Origin of the sequence: Clavibacter sp. MX14-G9D, from assembly GCF_032917815.1 — a bacterium.
GTDB classification, from domain to species: domain Bacteria; phylum Actinomycetota; class Actinomycetes; order Actinomycetales; family Microbacteriaceae; genus Clavibacter; species Clavibacter michiganensis_K.
Genome location: NZ_JAVCVL010000042.1, coordinates 1 through 16316 on the forward strand (window position 1 = coordinate 1; position 16316 = coordinate 16316).

At 73.1% G+C, this 16316-nt stretch carries 17 protein-coding genes, 1 tRNA gene and 1 riboswitch; of the genes, 10 read left to right on the forward strand and 8 right to left on the reverse strand.

Going from position 1 to position 16316, the window contains the following annotated elements:
• On the forward strand, positions 1 to 758 hold a 758-nt coding region (locus Q6969_RS05890), incomplete at its 5' end, for an ATP-binding cassette domain-containing protein (RefSeq protein WP_317229602.1).
• Between the two features lie 38 nt (positions 759 to 796).
• On the opposite strand, the gene Q6969_RS05895 is transcribed toward Q6969_RS05890, so the two are convergent.
• Positions 797 to 1219, reverse strand: a complete 423-nt coding sequence (locus Q6969_RS05895) for a GNAT family N-acetyltransferase (protein ID WP_317229603.1) — start codon at positions 1217 to 1219, stop codon at positions 797 to 799.
• Between the two features lie 65 nt (positions 1220 to 1284).
• Here Q6969_RS05895 and Q6969_RS05900 point away from each other — a divergent pair, with 65 nt between their 5' ends.
• From Q6969_RS05900 to Q6969_RS05910, 3 genes are all read left to right on the forward strand, one after another.
• A complete protein-coding gene (locus tag Q6969_RS05900; RefSeq protein ID WP_317229604.1) occupies positions 1285 to 1653 on the forward strand; it encodes a hypothetical protein in 369 nt (122 codons plus the stop codon).
• 101 nt (positions 1654 to 1754) lie between these two features.
• Entirely contained in the window at positions 1755 to 2714 is a 960-nt protein-coding gene (locus tag Q6969_RS05905; protein WP_317229605.1) for a sugar ABC transporter permease, read from the forward strand.
• Positions 2714 to 3712 carry a carbohydrate ABC transporter permease gene (locus tag Q6969_RS05910; RefSeq protein WP_317229606.1) on the forward strand — a complete coding sequence of 333 codons (999 nt, stop codon included), beginning with the start codon at positions 2714 to 2716 and terminating at the stop codon, positions 3710 to 3712. Before Q6969_RS05905 ends, Q6969_RS05910 begins: the two co-directional genes overlap by 1 nt.
• Before the next feature lie 54 nt (positions 3713 to 3766).
• On the opposite strand, the gene Q6969_RS05915 is transcribed toward Q6969_RS05910, so the two are convergent.
• From Q6969_RS05915 to Q6969_RS05935, 5 genes are all read right to left on the reverse strand, one after another.
• The gene (locus Q6969_RS05915) at positions 3767 to 4090 is read right to left on the reverse strand and encodes a multidrug efflux SMR transporter (RefSeq protein ID WP_094116675.1); all 324 of its coding nucleotides are present in this window, start codon (positions 4088 to 4090) and stop codon (positions 3767 to 3769) included.
• A 10-nt stretch (positions 4091 to 4100) separates the two neighbouring features.
• Positions 4101 to 4165: riboswitch (guanidine-III (ykkC-III) riboswitch) on the reverse strand.
• 50 nt (positions 4166 to 4215) lie between these two features.
• Positions 4216 to 5574 (reverse strand): extracellular solute-binding protein, encoded by a 1359-nt coding sequence (locus Q6969_RS05920; protein ID WP_317229607.1) that lies wholly within the window; start codon positions 5572 to 5574, stop codon positions 4216 to 4218.
• Positions 5575 to 5667: 93 nt separating this feature from the next.
• Positions 5668 to 6654 (reverse strand): class II fructose-bisphosphatase, encoded by a 987-nt coding sequence (glpX, locus tag Q6969_RS05925; RefSeq protein WP_317229608.1) that lies wholly within the window; start codon positions 6652 to 6654, stop codon positions 5668 to 5670.
• A gap of 58 nt (positions 6655 to 6712) precedes the next feature.
• Positions 6713 to 7819: an AI-2E family transporter gene (locus Q6969_RS05930; RefSeq protein ID WP_317229609.1), complete on the reverse strand. Its 1107-nt coding sequence runs from the start codon at positions 7817 to 7819 to the stop codon at positions 6713 to 6715.
• A gap of 272 nt (positions 7820 to 8091) precedes the next feature.
• Positions 8092 to 8181, reverse strand: a tRNA-Ser gene (locus tag Q6969_RS05935).
• Positions 8182 to 8321: 140 nt separating this feature from the next.
• Here Q6969_RS05935 and Q6969_RS05940 point away from each other — a divergent pair.
• Positions 8322 to 8963 (forward strand): HAD-IA family hydrolase, encoded by a 642-nt coding sequence (locus Q6969_RS05940; RefSeq protein WP_317229610.1) that lies wholly within the window; start codon positions 8322 to 8324, stop codon positions 8961 to 8963.
• Positions 8964 to 8974: 11 nt separating this feature from the next.
• On the opposite strand, the gene Q6969_RS05945 is transcribed toward Q6969_RS05940, so the two are convergent.
• Positions 8975 to 9703, reverse strand: a complete 729-nt coding sequence (locus Q6969_RS05945; RefSeq protein WP_317229611.1) for a GAF and ANTAR domain-containing protein — start codon at positions 9701 to 9703, stop codon at positions 8975 to 8977.
• 50 nt (positions 9704 to 9753) lie between these two features.
• A complete protein-coding gene (locus Q6969_RS05950) occupies positions 9754 to 10455 on the reverse strand; it encodes a GAF and ANTAR domain-containing protein (RefSeq protein ID WP_317229612.1) in 702 nt (233 codons plus the stop codon).
• 201 nt (positions 10456 to 10656) lie between these two features.
• On the opposite strand from Q6969_RS05950, the gene Q6969_RS05955 reads away from it, so the two are divergent.
• From Q6969_RS05955 to kdpB, 5 genes are all read left to right on the forward strand, one after another.
• On the forward strand, positions 10657 to 11457 hold the full coding sequence (locus tag Q6969_RS05955; RefSeq protein WP_317229613.1) for a TSUP family transporter: 801 nt from the start codon (positions 10657 to 10659) through the stop codon (positions 11455 to 11457).
• Between the two features lie 52 nt (positions 11458 to 11509).
• The gene (locus tag Q6969_RS05960) at positions 11510 to 11977 is read left to right on the forward strand and encodes a hypothetical protein (protein WP_317229614.1); all 468 of its coding nucleotides are present in this window, start codon (positions 11510 to 11512) and stop codon (positions 11975 to 11977) included.
• 304 nt (positions 11978 to 12281) lie between these two features.
• Positions 12282 to 12386, forward strand: coding sequence for a K(+)-transporting ATPase subunit F (gene kdpF / locus Q6969_RS05965; protein ID WP_317229615.1), 105 nt, complete (start codon positions 12282 to 12284; stop codon positions 12384 to 12386).
• Positions 12386 to 14062, forward strand: a complete 1677-nt coding sequence (kdpA, locus tag Q6969_RS05970; RefSeq protein ID WP_317229616.1) for a potassium-transporting ATPase subunit KdpA — start codon at positions 12386 to 12388, stop codon at positions 14060 to 14062. Before kdpF ends, kdpA begins: the two co-directional genes overlap by 1 nt.
• The gene (gene kdpB, locus Q6969_RS05975; RefSeq protein WP_317229617.1) at positions 14059 to 16227 is read left to right on the forward strand and encodes a potassium-transporting ATPase subunit KdpB; all 2169 of its coding nucleotides are present in this window, start codon (positions 14059 to 14061) and stop codon (positions 16225 to 16227) included. Before kdpA ends, kdpB begins: the two co-directional genes overlap by 4 nt.
• Positions 16228 to 16316: the final 89 nt, after the last annotated feature.

Consider the following 16316-nt stretch of genomic DNA (forward strand, 5'->3'; position numbering starts at 1 on the left):
GGGCCGGCGAGTCGATGCCGCGCATCGTCGCGAACCAGCGGCGGCAGCACGCGGAGGCGACCGCCGGCCGCTTGCGGCGCGCCCACGCGGACGCGGAGCGCCAGGCCGCGGATGCGGTCGCGGATGCCGCGGTGCATCTGCGGCAGGACGCACCCCTGCGGCTCGACCTGCCGGATCCGGCGCTCCCCGCCTCTCGGCGCCTCGCCGAGATCACGGTCCGCGGCCGCACGCGCGTGGTGCAGGGTCCGGAGCGCATCGCCGTCACGGGGGCGAACGGCGTCGGGAAGTCGACCCTGCTGGCACTGCTCGTCGGCTCGCCCGACGCGCGCCCGCACCCGCTGCCCGGCACGGGCGCCCGTGCCCTCACGAACCGGGTCGGCTACCTGCCGCAGGGTCGCGACGGCCTCGACGACGCCCTCACGGTGCTCGAGAACGTGCGGCGGGACGCGCCCGACGTGCCGCCGCGGGAGCTGCGGAACCGCCTGGCGCGCTTCCAGCTCCGGGGCGCCGCCGTCGACCGGGCCGCGGCGACGCTGTCCGGCGGGGAGCGGTTCCGCGTGGCCCTCGCGGGACTGCTGCTGGCGGATCCGCCACCGCAGCTCCTCGTGCTCGACGAGCCGACCAACGACCTCGACATGGCGGGCGCCGACCGCCTCGTCGAGGCGCTGCGGGCCTACCGGGGCGCGCTGGTGATCGTCAGCCACGACTCCGCGCTGCTCGACCGGATCGACCTCGACGACCGGATCGACCTCGCGTGATCGGGGCGGGAGCGGCAGCGGGGGCGGCAGGCGCGCCCTCAGACCCGCCGCGAGAAGGCCGCGAGCCCCTGCTCCCCGTGCGGCGCGAACCCGAGCGCCCGGTAGAAGGGGTGCGAGCGGCCGCCGTCCTCGGTGCCGCCGGCGTCGGTGGTGAGCACGATGAGGACGCCCGCGGCCGCCCGGTCGCGCACGTGCTCCACGAGCGCGCGGCCGATGCCGCCGCGCTGGGATCCGGGGTGCACGAGGAGGTCCTGGAGGTAGCAGATCGACACCCCGTCGCCCACCGTGCGCACGAGCCCGACGAGGCGTCCGTCGTCGTCGCGCGCGGTGGCGACGAGGTCGGATCCGGCGAGCGCCCGCGCGAGCCGCTCCGGGTCGCGGGTGTACGCGCTCCACCCGACGGCCCCGTAGAGGTCGAGCAGCTCGTCGCGCGCGGGGACCTCCTCGGCGATGCGGACCATCCCGCCATCATGCCCGGGCCTACGCCGAGCCGACGCCGGCGCGGGCGTCGGCCTACGGTGATCCCATGCGCCCGCGCCTGCCTCCCGTCACCGACGCGTCGCTCGATGCCTTCGACGGCGGCGTGGGCGTCCTGTCGCGCGACGGCGTGCGGGCGGGCCACGTCGCGACCGTGCGGTGGCAGTACCACGGGCTGCTCGGGCGGCAGCTGCACTGGTGGATCTGGTACCTCGTCGTCTGGGAGGACGGCACCCGCGAGCGGTCGCAGGAGGACTACGCGCCGTACCTCGCCGTGCAGGAGATGCGCGCGGGCTACCTCGACGTCGACGTCGCCCGCGACCCGACGCGGGCGGGGCGCTACGACTTCGCGTGGCTCCCGCCCGCGGAGGCCGCGGCGACCCGGGAGCGCCTGGGCATCCAGGACAGCGACTTCTGACGCCGGCGCGGGGATCGTCCCGCCCGGTCGTCGAGGAGGAGCGGAGGTAGGGTCGGCAGGAGGAGCGGTGCCGCTCCGATCCCCAGTCGACGAGGACCACCATGACGACGACGAGCCGCCCTCCGCGCAGCAGCACCGCCGACCGGCCGCCGCGTCCCCGCCGCTCCCGCATGGCCCGTCGCGAGGCCATCGCCGGCTACCTCTTCATCAGCCCGTGGATCGTCGGCTTCCTCGTCTTCACGCTCGGCGCGATGGTCTACAGCCTCGTGGTCTCGTTCAGCGACTACAACCTCGCCACCGACGTGGCCACGCCCGTCGGCACCGAGAACTACGAGCGGCTCCTCACGGATCCGCGGGTGGCCCTCTCCCTCGGCAACACGCTCTTCTACGCGATCCTCGCGGTGCCGTTCGAGGTCTGCCTCGCGCTCCTGCTCGCGATCCTGCTGGCCCGCCTCGGCCGCGGCGCCGGCCTGTTCCGCACGCTCTACTACCTGCCCAAGATGACCCCCACGGTCGCGACCGCGAGCGTCTTCCTGCTGCTCCTCAACGGCAACACGGGCGCCGTGAACGAGGGCCTCGAGGCCATCGGCATCGACGGCCCGCAGTGGCTCATCGACCCCGACTGGGTGAAGCCGTCCATCGTGCTCATGACGCTCTGGGGCGTCAGCGGCACCATGGTGATCTTCCTCGCCGCCCTCAAGGACGTGCCGCGCGAGCTCTACGAGGTCTCCTCGCTCGACGGCGCCGGTCCCGTGCGGCAGTTCTTCTCCATCACCGTGCCGATGATCTCCGGTGCGATCTTCTTCAACGTCGTCGTGCTCACCATCGCGGCCCTGCAGGTGTTCGACCAGGCGTACCTGCTGTTCTGGCGCGACCAGACGAACGCCTCCCCCGACTCGTCGCTCTTCTACGGCGTGTACCTGTTCCAGCAGGCGTTCCGCTCGTTCGACTTCGGGTTCGCCGCCGCGATGGCGTGGCTGCTGTTCGTGATCGTCCTCGTCATCACGCTCGTGCAGGTGAAGCTGAGCAACCGGTTCGTCTACTACGAGGGGGACCGCTGATGGCCGTCACCGACCGCACGCCGGCCCAGCCCGCGTCCGCCGAGCCCGCGCCGCCCGCGGCCGCCACGGGGGATCCGCGCCTCGCCGCCGCCCTCACCCCGATGCCGTCCCGCGACGTCCGGCCGACCCGCCGCGACCCCGACCGGGGACGCCGCGTGCGCTCCCGGATCTCCCGTGCGCTCATCGCCGTGGTGCTCGTGGGCTTCGCGCTGCTGTTCCTGTACCCGTTCGTCTGGCTGCTCGCCGCGAGCCTCAAGCCGCGCGGCGAGGTGTTCGACAACGCGCTCTGGCCGCGCACCTTCACGCCGCAGAACTACGTCGAGGTGTGGGAGCAACTGCCGCTGCTCGGCTGGATGGGGAACAGCCTCGCGATCGCCCTCATCGCCGCCGCCCTGGTGTCGCTGTCGAGCGCGCTCGTCGCGTTCGGGTTCGCGTACTTCCGCTTCCCGGGGCGGAAGCTGCTCTTCGGCCTGGTGCTCGCCACGATGATGCTGCCCGGCGCGGTGACGATGGTGCCGCAGTTCCTCATCTGGAAGAACCTCGGGCTCATCGGCACCTGGATCCCGCTGTTCGGCATGAACCTGTTCGGCTCGGCCTTCTACATCTTCCTGCAGCGCCAGTTCTTCCTCGGGCTGCCGAAGGAGCTGTTCGAAGCGGCCCGGCTCGACGGGGCGAGCTACTTCGGGATGTTCCGGCGGATCGCGCTGCCGCTGTCGATCCCGTCGTTCGTCATCATCTTCATCTTCGAGTTCCAGGCCAGCTGGAACAACCTGCAGGCGTCGCTCATCTACCTCAACGCCGGCAGCGTGGAGGGCTTCACCGTGCCGCTCGGCCTCTCGTACGCGATGACGGCGTTCAGCCCGACGAACGGCGGGCAGGGCGACTACCAGCTGGTCATGGTCGCGGCGCTGCTCGTGACGCTGCCGATGCTGCTGCTGTTCGCGTTCGGGCAGCGGTACTTCGTGGAGGGCATCGCGACGCAGGGCCGCAAGGGCTGAGGCCCGGCCGTGCCGCCCCCGGTCGCGGCGCGGCACGGCACCGTGCGGCGCGGATCAGTGGCCGGTGTCGACGAGCTTCAGGCCGATCACGCAGCCGACGAGGCCGAGCAGCAGCAGGATCTTGACGACGCTGGCGGGCTCGGCACCGGTGACGATCGCGTACGTCACGGTCAGCGACGCGCCGATGCCCACCCACACGGCGTAGGCGGTGCCCGTGCTGATCTCCCGCATGGCGTAGGCGAGGCCCACCATGCTCAGCACGACGGTCACGGCGAACACGATCGTCGGCCCGAGCTTCGTGAGGCCGGCGGACTTCCCGAGGGCGGTGGCCCAGACGGCCTCCAGGACCCCGGACACGATGAGGACGATCCACGACATGGCTGTTCCCTACGGCCAGTCTTGTCGCGTTCCGGGTACTGATCCGTCGTCCGGGAGCGCGGTCGGGCGCCCGGTCACAGCGTAGCCGGGCGCCCTGATCACGCCATGTGCACGTCGGCGCCGGGTCAGCGCGCCGCCTGCTCGTAGGCCCGCATGGCCGCGGTCTGCGCGTCGCCGAGCGCCTGCTCGGGCGTCTTGTCGCCGAGGAGGGTCGAGGCGACGGCGTTCTGCAGCTCGCTCTGGATCTGCTGGCCGGCCGGCGACCCGCCGATGGAACGCCCCTCCGCCACCACGTCGTAGAACGTGCCGATGGCCTGGTCGATCCCGTCGTCGCCGCTCGGCACCACGTGGGCCTCGCGGATCGCCTGGTCGGCCGCCGGGGACCCGGTGAACAGGCCCGTGTTGATGCCGCCGTTCTCCGTCACGGTCGCGGCGCGCACGTCGCCCGCGGCCTCCCAGCCCTCCTGGCTGGTCAGGTCGAGCATCCACGCGCACGCGGCGTCCTTGTTCGCGGCGCCCGCGGGGATCACGAACGCGGATCCGCCGGCGACCGAGAACGGCTCGCCGTCCTGGTCGCGGAACGGCACCGCGGAGATGTCGATGTCGTCGCGGTACGGCGCGATCACGTTGAGGTACCACTGCGCCGCCACCTGCGACCCGACCTGGTCGGCCACGAACTGGTTGCCGTCGCCGAAGGTGTCGAAGGCGTCGGTGAAGCTCTTGCCCTTCGCGTAGCCGCCCTGCGCGTCGGACAGCTCCTTCAGGAACTCCAGGCCCGGCAGGTTGGACGGGTCGTCGAGGGTGGGCTGGCCGTCGTCGCCGACGAGCTGGCCGCCGAAGCCGAGCATCCAGAGCGCCGCCTGGCTGGTGGGCACGGCGTCGAGGCCGAGCACCGCGGGATCGCCGCCGGACTCCTGGTAGACCTTCCCGACCGCGTCGAGCAGCTGGTCGGGCTTCGAGGTGTCGAACTGGTCGGCAGTGACGCCGGCCGCGGAGAGCACGCGCTCGTTGAGGATGATCGCCGGCGGCTGGAAGAACTGCGGCACCGCCCAGATCGCGTCGTCGTACCGGATGTCGTTCGTGACGGACTCGTAGAAGCGCTCCTCCGGGTCGACGTCGTTCACGGCGTAGCACTCGTCGAGCGGGAGGATCAGGTCCTGCGCCGCGTAGGTCGCCACGAACTGGCGGTCCATCTGCACGACGTCCGGGGTCTGGCCGCTCGCGACGCGCGTGGTGAACTTCTGCGCGTCGAAGGCGGTGGCGTCGAGGTCGATGGTGACGCCGTCGAGCGCCTCCGCCGCGTGCGCCATGCGGGCCTCGCCCACGTCGTCGGCGCCGTCGAACGCCCAGGCCTTCAGCGTGCCCGTCGCCTCCGCGGTGAAGGAGGCGTCGGCGGCTCCCGAGCCGCCGGATCCGCAGCCTGCCAGCAGCGTGGCCGTGGCCGCCGCCGCGATGACCGCGAGCGTGCGGTGTGTCCTGGTCATGTGGTTCCCTCCGAGAGCACGGCGGGCGTCATCGCCCCCGGTCTCGAACGTACGCCGCTTCTCCTCCGGCGATCCGGGCGGCGGGTCCGCGGCTCAGCTGGCCGAGCTGTACCACTTCGAGACCAGGTGGTCGGCCTCCACTCGGCGGATGGTGCCGGAGTGCGAGCGGAGCACGATGCTCGAGGTGCGGATCATGCCGCGGTGTCGGGTGACGCCCGCGACGAGCGCGCCGTCGGTGACGCCCGTGGCGACGAAGTACGCGTTGTCGCCCGTGACGAGGTCGTCCTGGTCGAGGATGCGCTCGAGGTCGTGGCCCGCGTCGACGGCGCGCTGCCGCTCCGCGTCGTCCTTCGGCGCGAGGCGGGAGAGGAGCACGCCGCCGAGCGCCTTGATGGCGCACGCGGTGATGATGCCCTCGGGGGTGCCGCCGATGCCGACGCACATGTCGATGCGGGAGTCGGGGCGGGCCGCGTTGATGCCGCCGGCCACGTCGCCGTCGAGCAGGAGCCGCGTCGAGGCGCCGGCCGCGCGGATCTGCGCGATGAGGTCCGCGTGCCGCGGCCGGTCGAGGACGGCGACCTGCATGTCCTCCACCGCGAGGCCCTTCGCGTCCGCGAGCGCGCGGATGTTCTCGCCGATGGGGCGGTCGAGGTCGACGACGCCGCGGCCCTCGGGGCCGGTGACGAGCTTGTCCATGTAGAAGACCGCGGACGGGTCGAACATGCTGCCGCGGTCGCTCACCGCGATGACGGAGAGGGCGTTCATGCGGCCGGCGGCGGTGAGGCTCGTGCCGTCGATGGGATCGACCGCGATGTCGCAGGCGGGGCCGAAGCCGTTGCCGACGTGCTCGCCGTTGAAGAGCATGGGCGCCTCGTCCTTCTCGCCCTCGCCGATGACGACGAGCCCGTCGAACGCGACGGTGCCGAGGAACTTGCGCATGGCGTCGACGGCGGCGCCGTCGGCGGCGTTCTTGTCGCCCTTGCCGATGAAGGGGGCGGAGCGGATGGCCGCGGCCTCGGTGGCCCGCACGAGCTCCATCCCGAGGTTGCGATCCGGGTTCGAGTAGTTCTCCTCGGTCATGGTGGGGTTCCTCCCGGTAGAGACGTGCGCGGGCGGCTCCGTCGACTCCGCAGGTGCGTCAGACCGATCCTACGGCGGGGGTGCTGGCCTTCCCGCTGCCGCGGGCGATGTGCCGGATCATCACGTTGAGCGTCGCGACGAACGGCACGGCGAAGAGCGCGCCGGCCACTCCGCCGACGTAGGAGCCGGCCGCGACCGCGAGCACCACCGCGAGCGGGTGGACGTGGACGGCCCCGCCCATGACGAGGGGCTGCAGCACGTGCGACTCGAGCAGGTGCACGCCGATGACGGCGGCCAGCATGATGACGGCCTGCAGCGGCCCCACGAACACCAGCGCGATGACGACGGCGAACGCGCCCGACACGATGGCGCCCACGACGGGGATGAACGAGGCGAGGAACACGACCACGGCGATGGGGACGGCGAGCGGCAGGCCGAGGAGCCAGGCGGCGAGGCCGATGCCGACCGCGTTGCCGGCCGCGACGAATATCTGCACGCGCGTGAAGGCGGAGAGCGTGACCCAGCCCGCGCGGCCGGCGCCGTCGATGGCGGGACGCGCGCGGCGCGGAAACACGGAGACGACGAAGCGCCAGATGCCCCGGCCGTCGACGAGCACGATGACGATGGTGAAGAAGGCGAGGAGCGCGCCCGTGACGAGGTGGCCGACCCCGAGCCCGGCGTCGAGCGCCCCGGTGAGCAGGGCCTCGCGGCTGCTCTCGAGCGCCGTCCCCGCGGACGCGACCAGCGCGTCGTAGTCGGACGGCACCACGTTGAACGGCGGCTGCGCGAGCAGGTCGCGGGCCGCGTCGAACCGGTCCATCGCCTCCCGCTGCAGCGTGGGGATGCCCGTGCGGATCTCGGTGACGAGCAGCAGCACCAGTGCCGAGATGACGACCGCGGTGCCGAGGAGCGTCGCCGTGATGGCCACCCAGGCGGGCCACCTGCGCCTCCGGAGCCCGGCCACGAGCGGCTCGAGCAGCGCGCAGACGAGGAGGCCGACGAGGAACGGGATGACCACCTCCTTCACGGCGAGGAGGAGCCAGACGGCCGCGGCGATCGCGATGCCGATGACGAGCAGGCGCCACGACCACTCGGCCGCGAGCAGCACGCCCGGGGTGACGCCTCGGGCGGGCGCCTCGGGCGGGGGCTCGACGGGGTGGGACATGGCGGTGCTCCGATCTCGGTGCGCGGGAGGAGGATCCCCGCGGGAGGAGGAGAGCCGGCGCCCATCATGGCGGGACGCGGAGGCCGACGGCCGGCGGTGTCCCGGATGCGCGAGCACGAGCATCCTCCGCGGTTCTGTGCGGGAGGCGAGCACGCACGCGGGGATCAGAGCGGGGCGGCGTCGGGCGGCGCACCGACGACGAAGGGCCCCGGTCTCCCGGGGCCCTTCGCGCGGATCGAGGGCTGCGCGCGAGGCGCGGTGCCGGATCCTGCTGGCGGTGGCGGTGGGATTTGAACCCACGGTGGAGTCTCCCCCACACACGCTTTCGAGGCGTGCTCCTTAGGCCGCTCGGACACGCCACCGGGATCGAGTGTAGTACAGGGCCGAGGCGGGGTCGCACGGGGCCGTGACGGGCGTCGCGGCGTCGGCCGCGCGGATGCCGCGCACCGCGGCGCCGGAGCGGGCATGCTCGGAGGGACCCGCCCCGACCCCGAGGAGAACCGTGCCCGACACCCGCGACCCCGCGCTCACCTGGCTCCTGTTCGACATCGGCGGCGTGCTCATCACGCGGCCCGACGACATCGGCGCGCTCACCCGGGCGCTGGATCCCGCGGGCGCCACGGGCGAGGACGCCGAGGCGCGCGTCCGCGCGTCCTTCGACGCGCACCGCCAGGAGCACGACCGGGGTGGGAGCGCCCGGGCGTTCTGGGCGGCCGTCGCCGCCGACGTGGACGCCGCCGACCCCGACGCGGACCGGCTCGCGGAGCTCGTCGCCATCGAGCAGCGCCGCTGGGGCTCGCCGGACGACGCGACGCTCGCCGGCCTCGACCGCGCCATCGCCGCGGGCTACCGGCTCGCGGGGCTGTCCAACGCCCCGCACGAGCTCGCCGACGTGCTGGAGGACCCGGACGGCTGGGGATCCCGCTTCGAGCACGTCATGACGAGCGCGCGCATCGGCATGGCCAAGCCCGACCCCGCCGTCTGGCCGCTCGCGGTGGCGCGCCTCGGGAGCCCGGCCGAGCGGATCCTCTTCGTCGACGACAAGCCCGCGAACGTGGACGGAGCCCGGGCGGCGGGCATGCGCGCGCACGTGTGGGAGGGGCTCGGGACGCTGGACGCGATCCTGGCCGGCGCGCCCGGCTGACCGCGTCGCGGCTAGCGTCGCCCGGCGGCGCCCAGCGTCACGCGGCCATCGACGATCCCCGCGGCGACCTCCGGCATCGGCGCGCTCATGCTCCGTGCGTGGTCGCGGATCAGGCGGAACGCCTCGTCCATGTCGACGCCGCGCGTGTGCGCGATGACGCCCTTCGCCTGCTCGATGAGCACCCGGCTGTCGAGCGCGTGCCGGAGCTGGTCGCGCACGATCGTGCTGTCGCGGATCGTGCGCTCCTGCAGGACGCTGATGGTCGCCACGTCGGCGAGCGCCTGCGCGGCCGTCGCGTCGGCCTCGTTGAGCACGCCCTCGTGCTCGCGGAACAGGTTGAGGGACCCGATGACCTGCCCGCGGAGGCGCAGCGGGATCGCGTGGACCGACAGGTACCCGGCGCCCGCGGCCAGCGCGGCGAAGGCGGGCCAGCGGTCCCGCATCCCGCGCACGTCCTCGACGGACACCACGCGGCCGGTGGTCACCGCCTCGACGCACGGCCCCTCGCCGACCTCGAGCTGCATGAGGCCGACGAGCCGGCTCCGCTCGCTCGTGGAGGCGACCACCTCGAGGTGCTGGTCGTCGGGGCCGATGATGATGCCGGACGCGCTGGCGTCGAACAGGAGCGTGGCCTGGTCGACGAGGGTCTGGAGCAGGTCGAGCACGTCGAAGTCGCTCACGAGCGAGTCGGCGAGGTGGACGAAGGTGTGGACGAGCAGCTCTTCCCGGGTCTCCGGCATCGGCGTGGTTCCTCTGGGTCGTTCGGTCGGTCGGTCGGTCATGGTCCGCGTCAGCGGTCCGGGCTGAAGTCGAGCACCCGGCCCACGACGTCCTCGGCGACGTCGCGGACGCTCCGCCCGGTGGCGAAGGCGTGGCCGCGGAGGACGAGGAGGGCGTCGTCCGGGGGGATGCCCATCTGCGCCACCACCATCCCCGTGGCCTGGTGCACCTCGCGGCGCGAGAACCGGCCCTCCCAGGCGTCCGACTCCCCCTGGGGCAGGTCGGCGGACAGGAGCGCGCGGCGCAGCACCTGGCGGGCCACGATGCGCGAGAGCGAGGTCGCGTCGGTGACCTCCTGGTCGGAGATGTCCCGGGCGGTGCGGGAGTAGAGGTCGACCGCGCCGAGGCTGAGGCCGGCGACCACGAGCGGGAACGCGAAGACGGCGCCGAGACCGTTCGCGAGCATCGCGTGCCCGGCGAGCGGCCAGGAGGTGTCGGACGGGTTCCGGATGTCGGGCTCGAGCACCGGGCGCCGGGATCCCGCGGCCACCCAGCACGGGCCCTCGCCGAGGTCGAGCTGGATCTCGTCGAGACGTGCCGCGTGGTCGTCGGACGCGCAGAGGGTCTCGTTGCCGAGCGGATCCCCGAGGGTCGAGACGGCGGCGCCGCTCACGCCGATCGCCGCGACGATCGGGCCGCACAGGTCGCTGCCGGATGCGGTCGCGCGCTCCAGCGCCAGTGCGGCGCCCGCGTAGAGGCCGCGGTCAGCCACGGTGCTCCTCACGACGGGGGCTCGTGCGCATGTCGTCTCCTCGGCCCGTGCGGTGCGCGTCGCGCTCGCGGCCCGACGGGTGGCGGGCGCCTCGCCACCCTATCGCCGGGGGGCCGCGGACCACGAGACCGCGGGCGTCACCGCGCGCGTGGAAGGCTGGTCGCGCGCACGCCGACCGGCGGCCGGTGACGGAGGACTCGGATGGACATCGGCGGATCCCTCGGCGAGATCACCCTGACGGTCGCGCTCCTCATGCTGCTGGCCGCGCTCGCCGCCGGCTGGATCGACGCGGTCGTGGGCGGCGGCGGCCTGCTGCAGCTGCCGGCGCTGCTGCTCGTGCCGGGGATCACGCCGGTGGAGGCGCTCGCGACCAACAAGCTCGCGTCCCTGTTCGGCACGACGACGAGCGCGGTCACCTGGTACCGGCGGACGCACCCGGACCTCCGCACGGCCCTGCCCATGGCCGCGGTCGCGCTGGCGGGCAGCTACGGCGGCGCGAGCCTCGCGGCGCTGCTGCCCGCCTCGGTGTTCAAGCCGCTCGTGGTGGTCGCGCTGATCATCGTGGCCGTCGTGACCATCGCCCGCCCGCGGCTCGGCGACGTGGCCGCGCTCCGCCACACGGGCCGGAAGCACCACGGGATCGCGGCGCTGCTCGGCATCGTGATCGGCTTCTACGACGGGCTCATCGGCCCGGGCACGGGCACGTTCCTGATCATCGCGCTCATCACCGCGCTGGGATACGACTTCGTGCTCGCGAGCGCCAAGGCGAAGATCGTGAACGTCGCGACGAACCTCGGCGCGCTCGCCTTCTTCATCCCGCAGGGCCACGTGCTCTGGGCGCTCGCGCTCGGCATGGGCGTCGCCAACATGGTGGGCGGCTACGCGGGATCCCGCATGGCCGTCGCCCGCGGCAGCCGCTTCATCCGCATCGCGTTCATCGTTGTGGTCGCGGTGCTGATCGTGAAGGTCGGGTCGGACGTGGTGGCGGAGTGGGCGGCGTGACCACCGGATCCCGGGCCTGGCGGCGGCATCGGGGCGCGTGGGAGGGTCGGGCATGACCCGATCCGCGCGTCCGTCCCCCGGCCTCGGCGCGCTCGCCGTCGGCCTGCTCGCCGCGGGGCTGGCCGCGTGCTCGTCGCCGGCGCCCCTCGCGTGCAGCGACGTCGGCTACTCGAACACGCTGGACGTGCAGGTGGTCGGACCGGAGGAGACGGTCGCGCAGGTGGCGCTCGTCCGGCTCTGCGACGCGGACGGCTGCTCGGGGACGCTCGAGCAGTCGGGTCCGTCCCCGGATCCGGACGCGGCGCTGCCCGAGTACTCGGCGACCGCGTCAGGGCCGGGTCGGTGGACGATCGCGCGCGGCATGACCACCCCGGCGCAGGGCACGCTGACCGCGCTGGCCGCCGACGGCACGGTGCTCGGCGAGGCGACCCCCGACCTGTCGTGGACGCTCGCCGACCCCGACGACCGCTGCGACACGGTGAGGACCGCCGGCACGGTCGAGCTCCCGCTCGCCGGCTGACGGTCCGGGGCCGGCTCGGGGCTCGGGCCCCGACGGCCCGCCGACCCCGGAGCCGAGCGCGTCCGGAGTCGTCCGCGTAGGAGTGTCGTGAGGTTCCCCGCGCGGCCGTATGGGAACCGTATGGATGCGCGAGGGCGTCCGCGCGCCAGGTGTCTAGTGGTGCCTCGTGCCCCGCCGGGCACCCGCGTCCGACCGGGCGCGGCACCCCTCACCGGAGGATCCCCGTGCTCGACCTCGTGTACATCGCAGGCGCCATCGTCCTGTTCGCCCTCGTCGGCCTCGTCGGCCGGGGGGTGGAGAAGCTGTGATCACCTCGTTCGCCGACGCGGCCGGCCTCGCCGCCGCCGTGCTCGGCATCGCCGCGGTGGTGTACCTCGTGTACGCCCTGATCCGCCCCGAGAGGTTCTGATGGACGCGCTCGCCGGCGTCCTCCAGGTCGCCTCCGTGGTCCTCGTCCTCGTGCTCGTGCACCGCCCCCTCGGCGACCTGATGGCGCGCATGTACGAGTCGAACCACGACACCCGCGTGGAGCGCGGGATCTACCGCCTCATCGGCGTCGACCCCCGCTCCGAGCAGACCTGGCCCGCCTACCTCCGCGCCGTGCTCGCGTTCTCGCTCACCGGCGTCCTCGTCGTCTACGGGATGCAGCGCCTCCAGGCCCTCCTCCCCTACGCGCTCGGCCTCCCCGCCGTGCCCGAGGGCCTGTCCTTCAACACCGCCGTCTCGTTCGTCACCAACACGAACTGGCAGTCGTACTCGCCCGAGGCGACCATGGGCTACACGGTGCAGCTGGCCGGGCTCGCCGTGCAGAACTTCGTGTCAGCGGCGGTCGGCATCGCGGTGGCCGTCGCGCTCGTCCGCGGCTTCGCCCGCACGCGCAGCGGCACCATCGGCAACATGTGGGTCGACCTGATCCGCGGATCCCTCCGCCTGCTGCTCCCCCTCTCGCTCGTCACCGCGGTGGTCCTCATCGCCGGCGGCGTGATCCAGGACCTCCAGGGGTTCCAGGACGTGGCGACCATCACCGGCGGGACGCAGACGCTCCCGGGCGGGCCGGTGGCCTCGCAGGAGGCGATCAAGATGCTCGGCACGAACGGCGGCGGGTTCTTCAACGCGAACTCCGCGCACCCGTTCGAGGACCCGACCGCGTGGACCAGCGCGTTCCAGGTGCTGCTGATGCTCCTGATCCCGTTCTCGCTCCCCCGCACCTTCGGGAAGCTGGTGGGCGACACCCGCCAGGGCACCGCGATCGCCGCCGTGGTGGCGACGATCTTCCTGGCCTCCCTCACGCTCCTGACGCTCTTCGAGCTGCAGGGCGCCGGCTCCGCGCCGACGGCGGCGGGCGGCGCGATGGAGGGCAAGGAGCAGCGGTTCGGCATCGTGCTCTCGACGCTGTTCGGATCCACCTCGACGCTCACCTCGACCGGCGCCGTCAACTCGATGCACGACTCGTACACGGCGCTCGGCGGCATGATGCCGATGCTGAACATGATGCTCGGCGAGGTCGCCCCCGGCGGCGTCGGATCCGGCCTCTACGGCATGCTCGTGCTCGCCGTCATCTCCGTGTTCGTCGCGGGCCTCCTCGTCGGCCGGACGCCCGAGTACCTCGGCAAGAAGATCGGGCCGCGGGAGATCAAGCTCGCGAGCCTCTACATCCTCGTCACGCCGGTCCTCGTGCTCACCGGCACGGCGCTGAGCTTCGCGATCCCGGCGGTCCGCGCGGACGTCGAGGGCACGTCGATCCTCAACGGCGGGCTGCACGGCCTGTCCGAGGTGGTCTACGCGTTCACCTCGGCGGCCAACAACAACGGATCCGCGTTCGCCGGCCTCACCGCGGACACGCCCTGGTTGAACACGGCCCTCGGCGTCGCGATGCTGCTCGGCAGGTTCCTGCCGATCGTGCTCGTGCTGGCGCTCGCCGGGTCCCTCGCGGCGCAGGACCGCATCCCCTCCACGGCGGGGACCCTGCCCACCCACCGGCCGCAGTTCGTCGGCCTCCTCATCGGGGTGACGGTCATCGTGACCGCTCTCACCTACTTCCCCGTTCTCGCGCTGGGTCCCCTGGCGGAAGGGCTGCAGTCATGACCACCATCACCCCCGAGGCCGAACCGCGCGAGGCCGCGTCGCCCGCGGCCGACCCGAAGCCGTCGCGCGCCCGCGCCGTCGACGCCCGCCAGCTCGCCGAGGCCCTCCCCGGCGCGTTCCGGAAGCTCGACCCGCGGCTGATGCGGCGGAACCCCGTGATGCTCATCGTCGAGGTCGGCGCCGCGTTCACCACGGTCCTCGCGATCGCCGAGCCCTTCACCGGCGGCCCCGGCAGCTCCGGCGGCAGCGAGGTGCCCGCGACCTTCACCGCCGGGATCGCCGTGTGGCTCTGGCTCACCGTCCTCTTCGCGAACCTCGCGGAGTCGGTGGCCGAGGGCCGCGGGAAGGCGCAGGCCGACAGCCTGCGGAGGACCCGCACCAGCACCATGGCGCACGTCGTCGCGTCCTACGACGCCTCCGGGGATCCGGGCGCCCAGCGCAGCGAGGTCCGCGACGTCTCGAGCGCCGACCTCGCGCTCGGCGACATGGTCGTCGTGGTCGCCGGGGAGTCGATCCCGGGCGACGGCGACGTCGTGTGGGGCATCGCGTCCATCGACGAGTCGGCCATCACGGGCGAGTCCGCGCCGGTGGTCCGCGAGTCCGGCGGCGACCGCAGCGCCGTCACGGGCGGCACGCGGGTGCTGAGCGACCGGATCGTCGTGCGCATCACCTCGAAGCCCGGCGAGACCTTCGTCGACCGCATGATCGGCCTCGTCGAGGGCGCGTCGCGCCAGCGCACGCCGAACGAGATCGCGCTCAACATCCTGCTCGCGAGCCTCACGATCGTGTTCGTCGTCGTGGCGCTCACGCTCAACCCGATCGCCTCGTACTCGGCGGCGACCGTGAGCGTGCCGGTGCTCATCGCGCTGCTCGTCTGCCTGATCCCCACCACCATCGGCGCGCTCCTCTCCGCCATCGGCATCGCCGGCATGGACCGGCTCGTGCAGCGGAACGTGCTGGCCATGTCCGGCCGCGCCGTCGAGGCCGCCGGCGACGTGACGACCCTGCTGCTCGACAAGACCGGCACCATCACGTACGGCAACCGCCGGGCGAGCGCCCTGATCCGCGTCGACGGCGTGGGCGACGACGAGCTCGCCCGGGCGGCGGCCATGTCGTCGCTCGCCGACCCGACGCCGGAGGGTTCCAGCGTCGTCGACCTGGCGGTCGCGCAGGGCCTCGACACGTCGACGCTGCCGCGCGGCGTGGACGTGCCCTTCACCGCCCAGACCCGCATGTCGGGCGTGGACCTGCCCGACGGCACGGTGGTCCGGAAGGGCGCGTCGTCCGCGGTCATCGCGTGGCTCGAGGAGGGCGGCCGTCCGCTGCCGTCGTCGCTGCACGCCGAGCTGATGGAGACCGTCGAGGCCGTCTCGAACGGCGGCGGCACCCCGCTCGTCGTCGCGACGAGGGACGCCGACGGATCCGGCCGCGTGCTCGGCGTCGTGCACCTCAAGGACGTCGTGAAGGACGGCCTGAAGGAGCGGTTCGCGGAGCTGCGGGCGATGGGGATCCGCACGGTGATGATCACGGGCGACAACCCGCTCACCGCCCGCGCCATCGCCGCCGAGGCCGGGGTGGACGACCACCTCGCCGAGGCGACGCCCGAGGACAAGCTGGCGCTCATCCGGAAGGAGCAGGAGGGCGGCCGCCTGGTCGCCATGACCGGCGACGGCACCAACGACGCGCCCGCGCTCGCGCAGGCCGACGTCGGCGTCGCGATGAACACGGGCACGTCGGCCGCGAAGGAGGCCGGCAACATGGTCGACCTCGACTCGGACCCGACGAAGCTCATCGACATCGTGCGGATCGGCAAGCAGCTGCTCATCACCCGCGGCGCGCTCACCACGTTCTCCATCGCGAACGACGTCGCGAAGTACTTCGCGATCATCCCCGCGATGTTCACGGGCGTCTTCCCGCAGCTCGCGGTGCTGAACGTGATGCAGCTGCACTCGCCGGCGTCCGCGATCCTCTCCGCGATCGTCTTCAACGCGCTCGTCATCGTGGCGCTCATCCCGCTGGCGCTGAAGGGCGTCGCCTACCGGCCGCTCAGCGCCTCGAAGGTGCTCAGCCGGAACCTGCTGGTCTACGGGGTCGGCGGCGTCGTCGCGCCGTTCCTCGGCATCAAGCTCGTCGACCTCGTCGTCAGCCTGATCCCCGGCTTCTGATCCCGCCGCCCCCCCCAGAACAGAAGGAGCACCATGCCCTCCCCCCGCCAGTCCCTCCGCACCGCCGGCGTCGCCGTCCGCGCGATGGC

Coding starts and splice junctions, on each gene's coding strand:
- Q6969_RS05900 (WP_317229604.1), top strand. CDS start 1,285: ATGCGCCCGCGCCTGCCTCCCGTCACCGACGCGTCGCTCGATGCCTTC.
- Q6969_RS05915 (WP_094116675.1), bottom strand. CDS start 4,090: ATGTCGTGGATCGTCCTCATCGTGTCCGGGGTCCTGGAGGCCGTCTGG.
- Q6969_RS05920 (WP_317229607.1), bottom strand. CDS start 5,574: ATGACCAGGACACACCGCACGCTCGCGGTCATCGCGGCGGCGGCCACG.
- Q6969_RS05960 (WP_317229614.1), top strand. CDS start 11,510: ATGACCCGATCCGCGCGTCCGTCCCCCGGCCTCGGCGCGCTCGCCGTC.
- Q6969_RS05910 (WP_317229606.1), top strand. CDS start 2,714: ATGGCCGTCACCGACCGCACGCCGGCCCAGCCCGCGTCCGCCGAGCCC.
- Q6969_RS05955 (WP_317229613.1), top strand. CDS start 10,657: ATGGACATCGGCGGATCCCTCGGCGAGATCACCCTGACGGTCGCGCTC.
- kdpB (WP_317229617.1), top strand. CDS start 14,059: ATGACCACCATCACCCCCGAGGCCGAACCGCGCGAGGCCGCGTCGCCC.
- Q6969_RS05895 (WP_317229603.1), bottom strand. CDS start 1,219: ATGGTCCGCATCGCCGAGGAGGTCCCCGCGCGCGACGAGCTGCTCGAC.
- Q6969_RS05945 (WP_317229611.1), bottom strand. CDS start 9,703: ATGCCGGAGACCCGGGAAGAGCTGCTCGTCCACACCTTCGTCCACCTC.
- kdpA (WP_317229616.1), top strand. CDS start 12,386: ATGGACGCGCTCGCCGGCGTCCTCCAGGTCGCCTCCGTGGTCCTCGTC.
- glpX (WP_317229608.1), bottom strand. CDS start 6,654: ATGACCGAGGAGAACTACTCGAACCCGGATCGCAACCTCGGGATGGAG.
- Q6969_RS05905 (WP_317229605.1), top strand. CDS start 1,755: ATGACGACGACGAGCCGCCCTCCGCGCAGCAGCACCGCCGACCGGCCG.
- Q6969_RS05930 (WP_317229609.1), bottom strand. CDS start 7,819: ATGTCCCACCCCGTCGAGCCCCCGCCCGAGGCGCCCGCCCGAGGCGTC.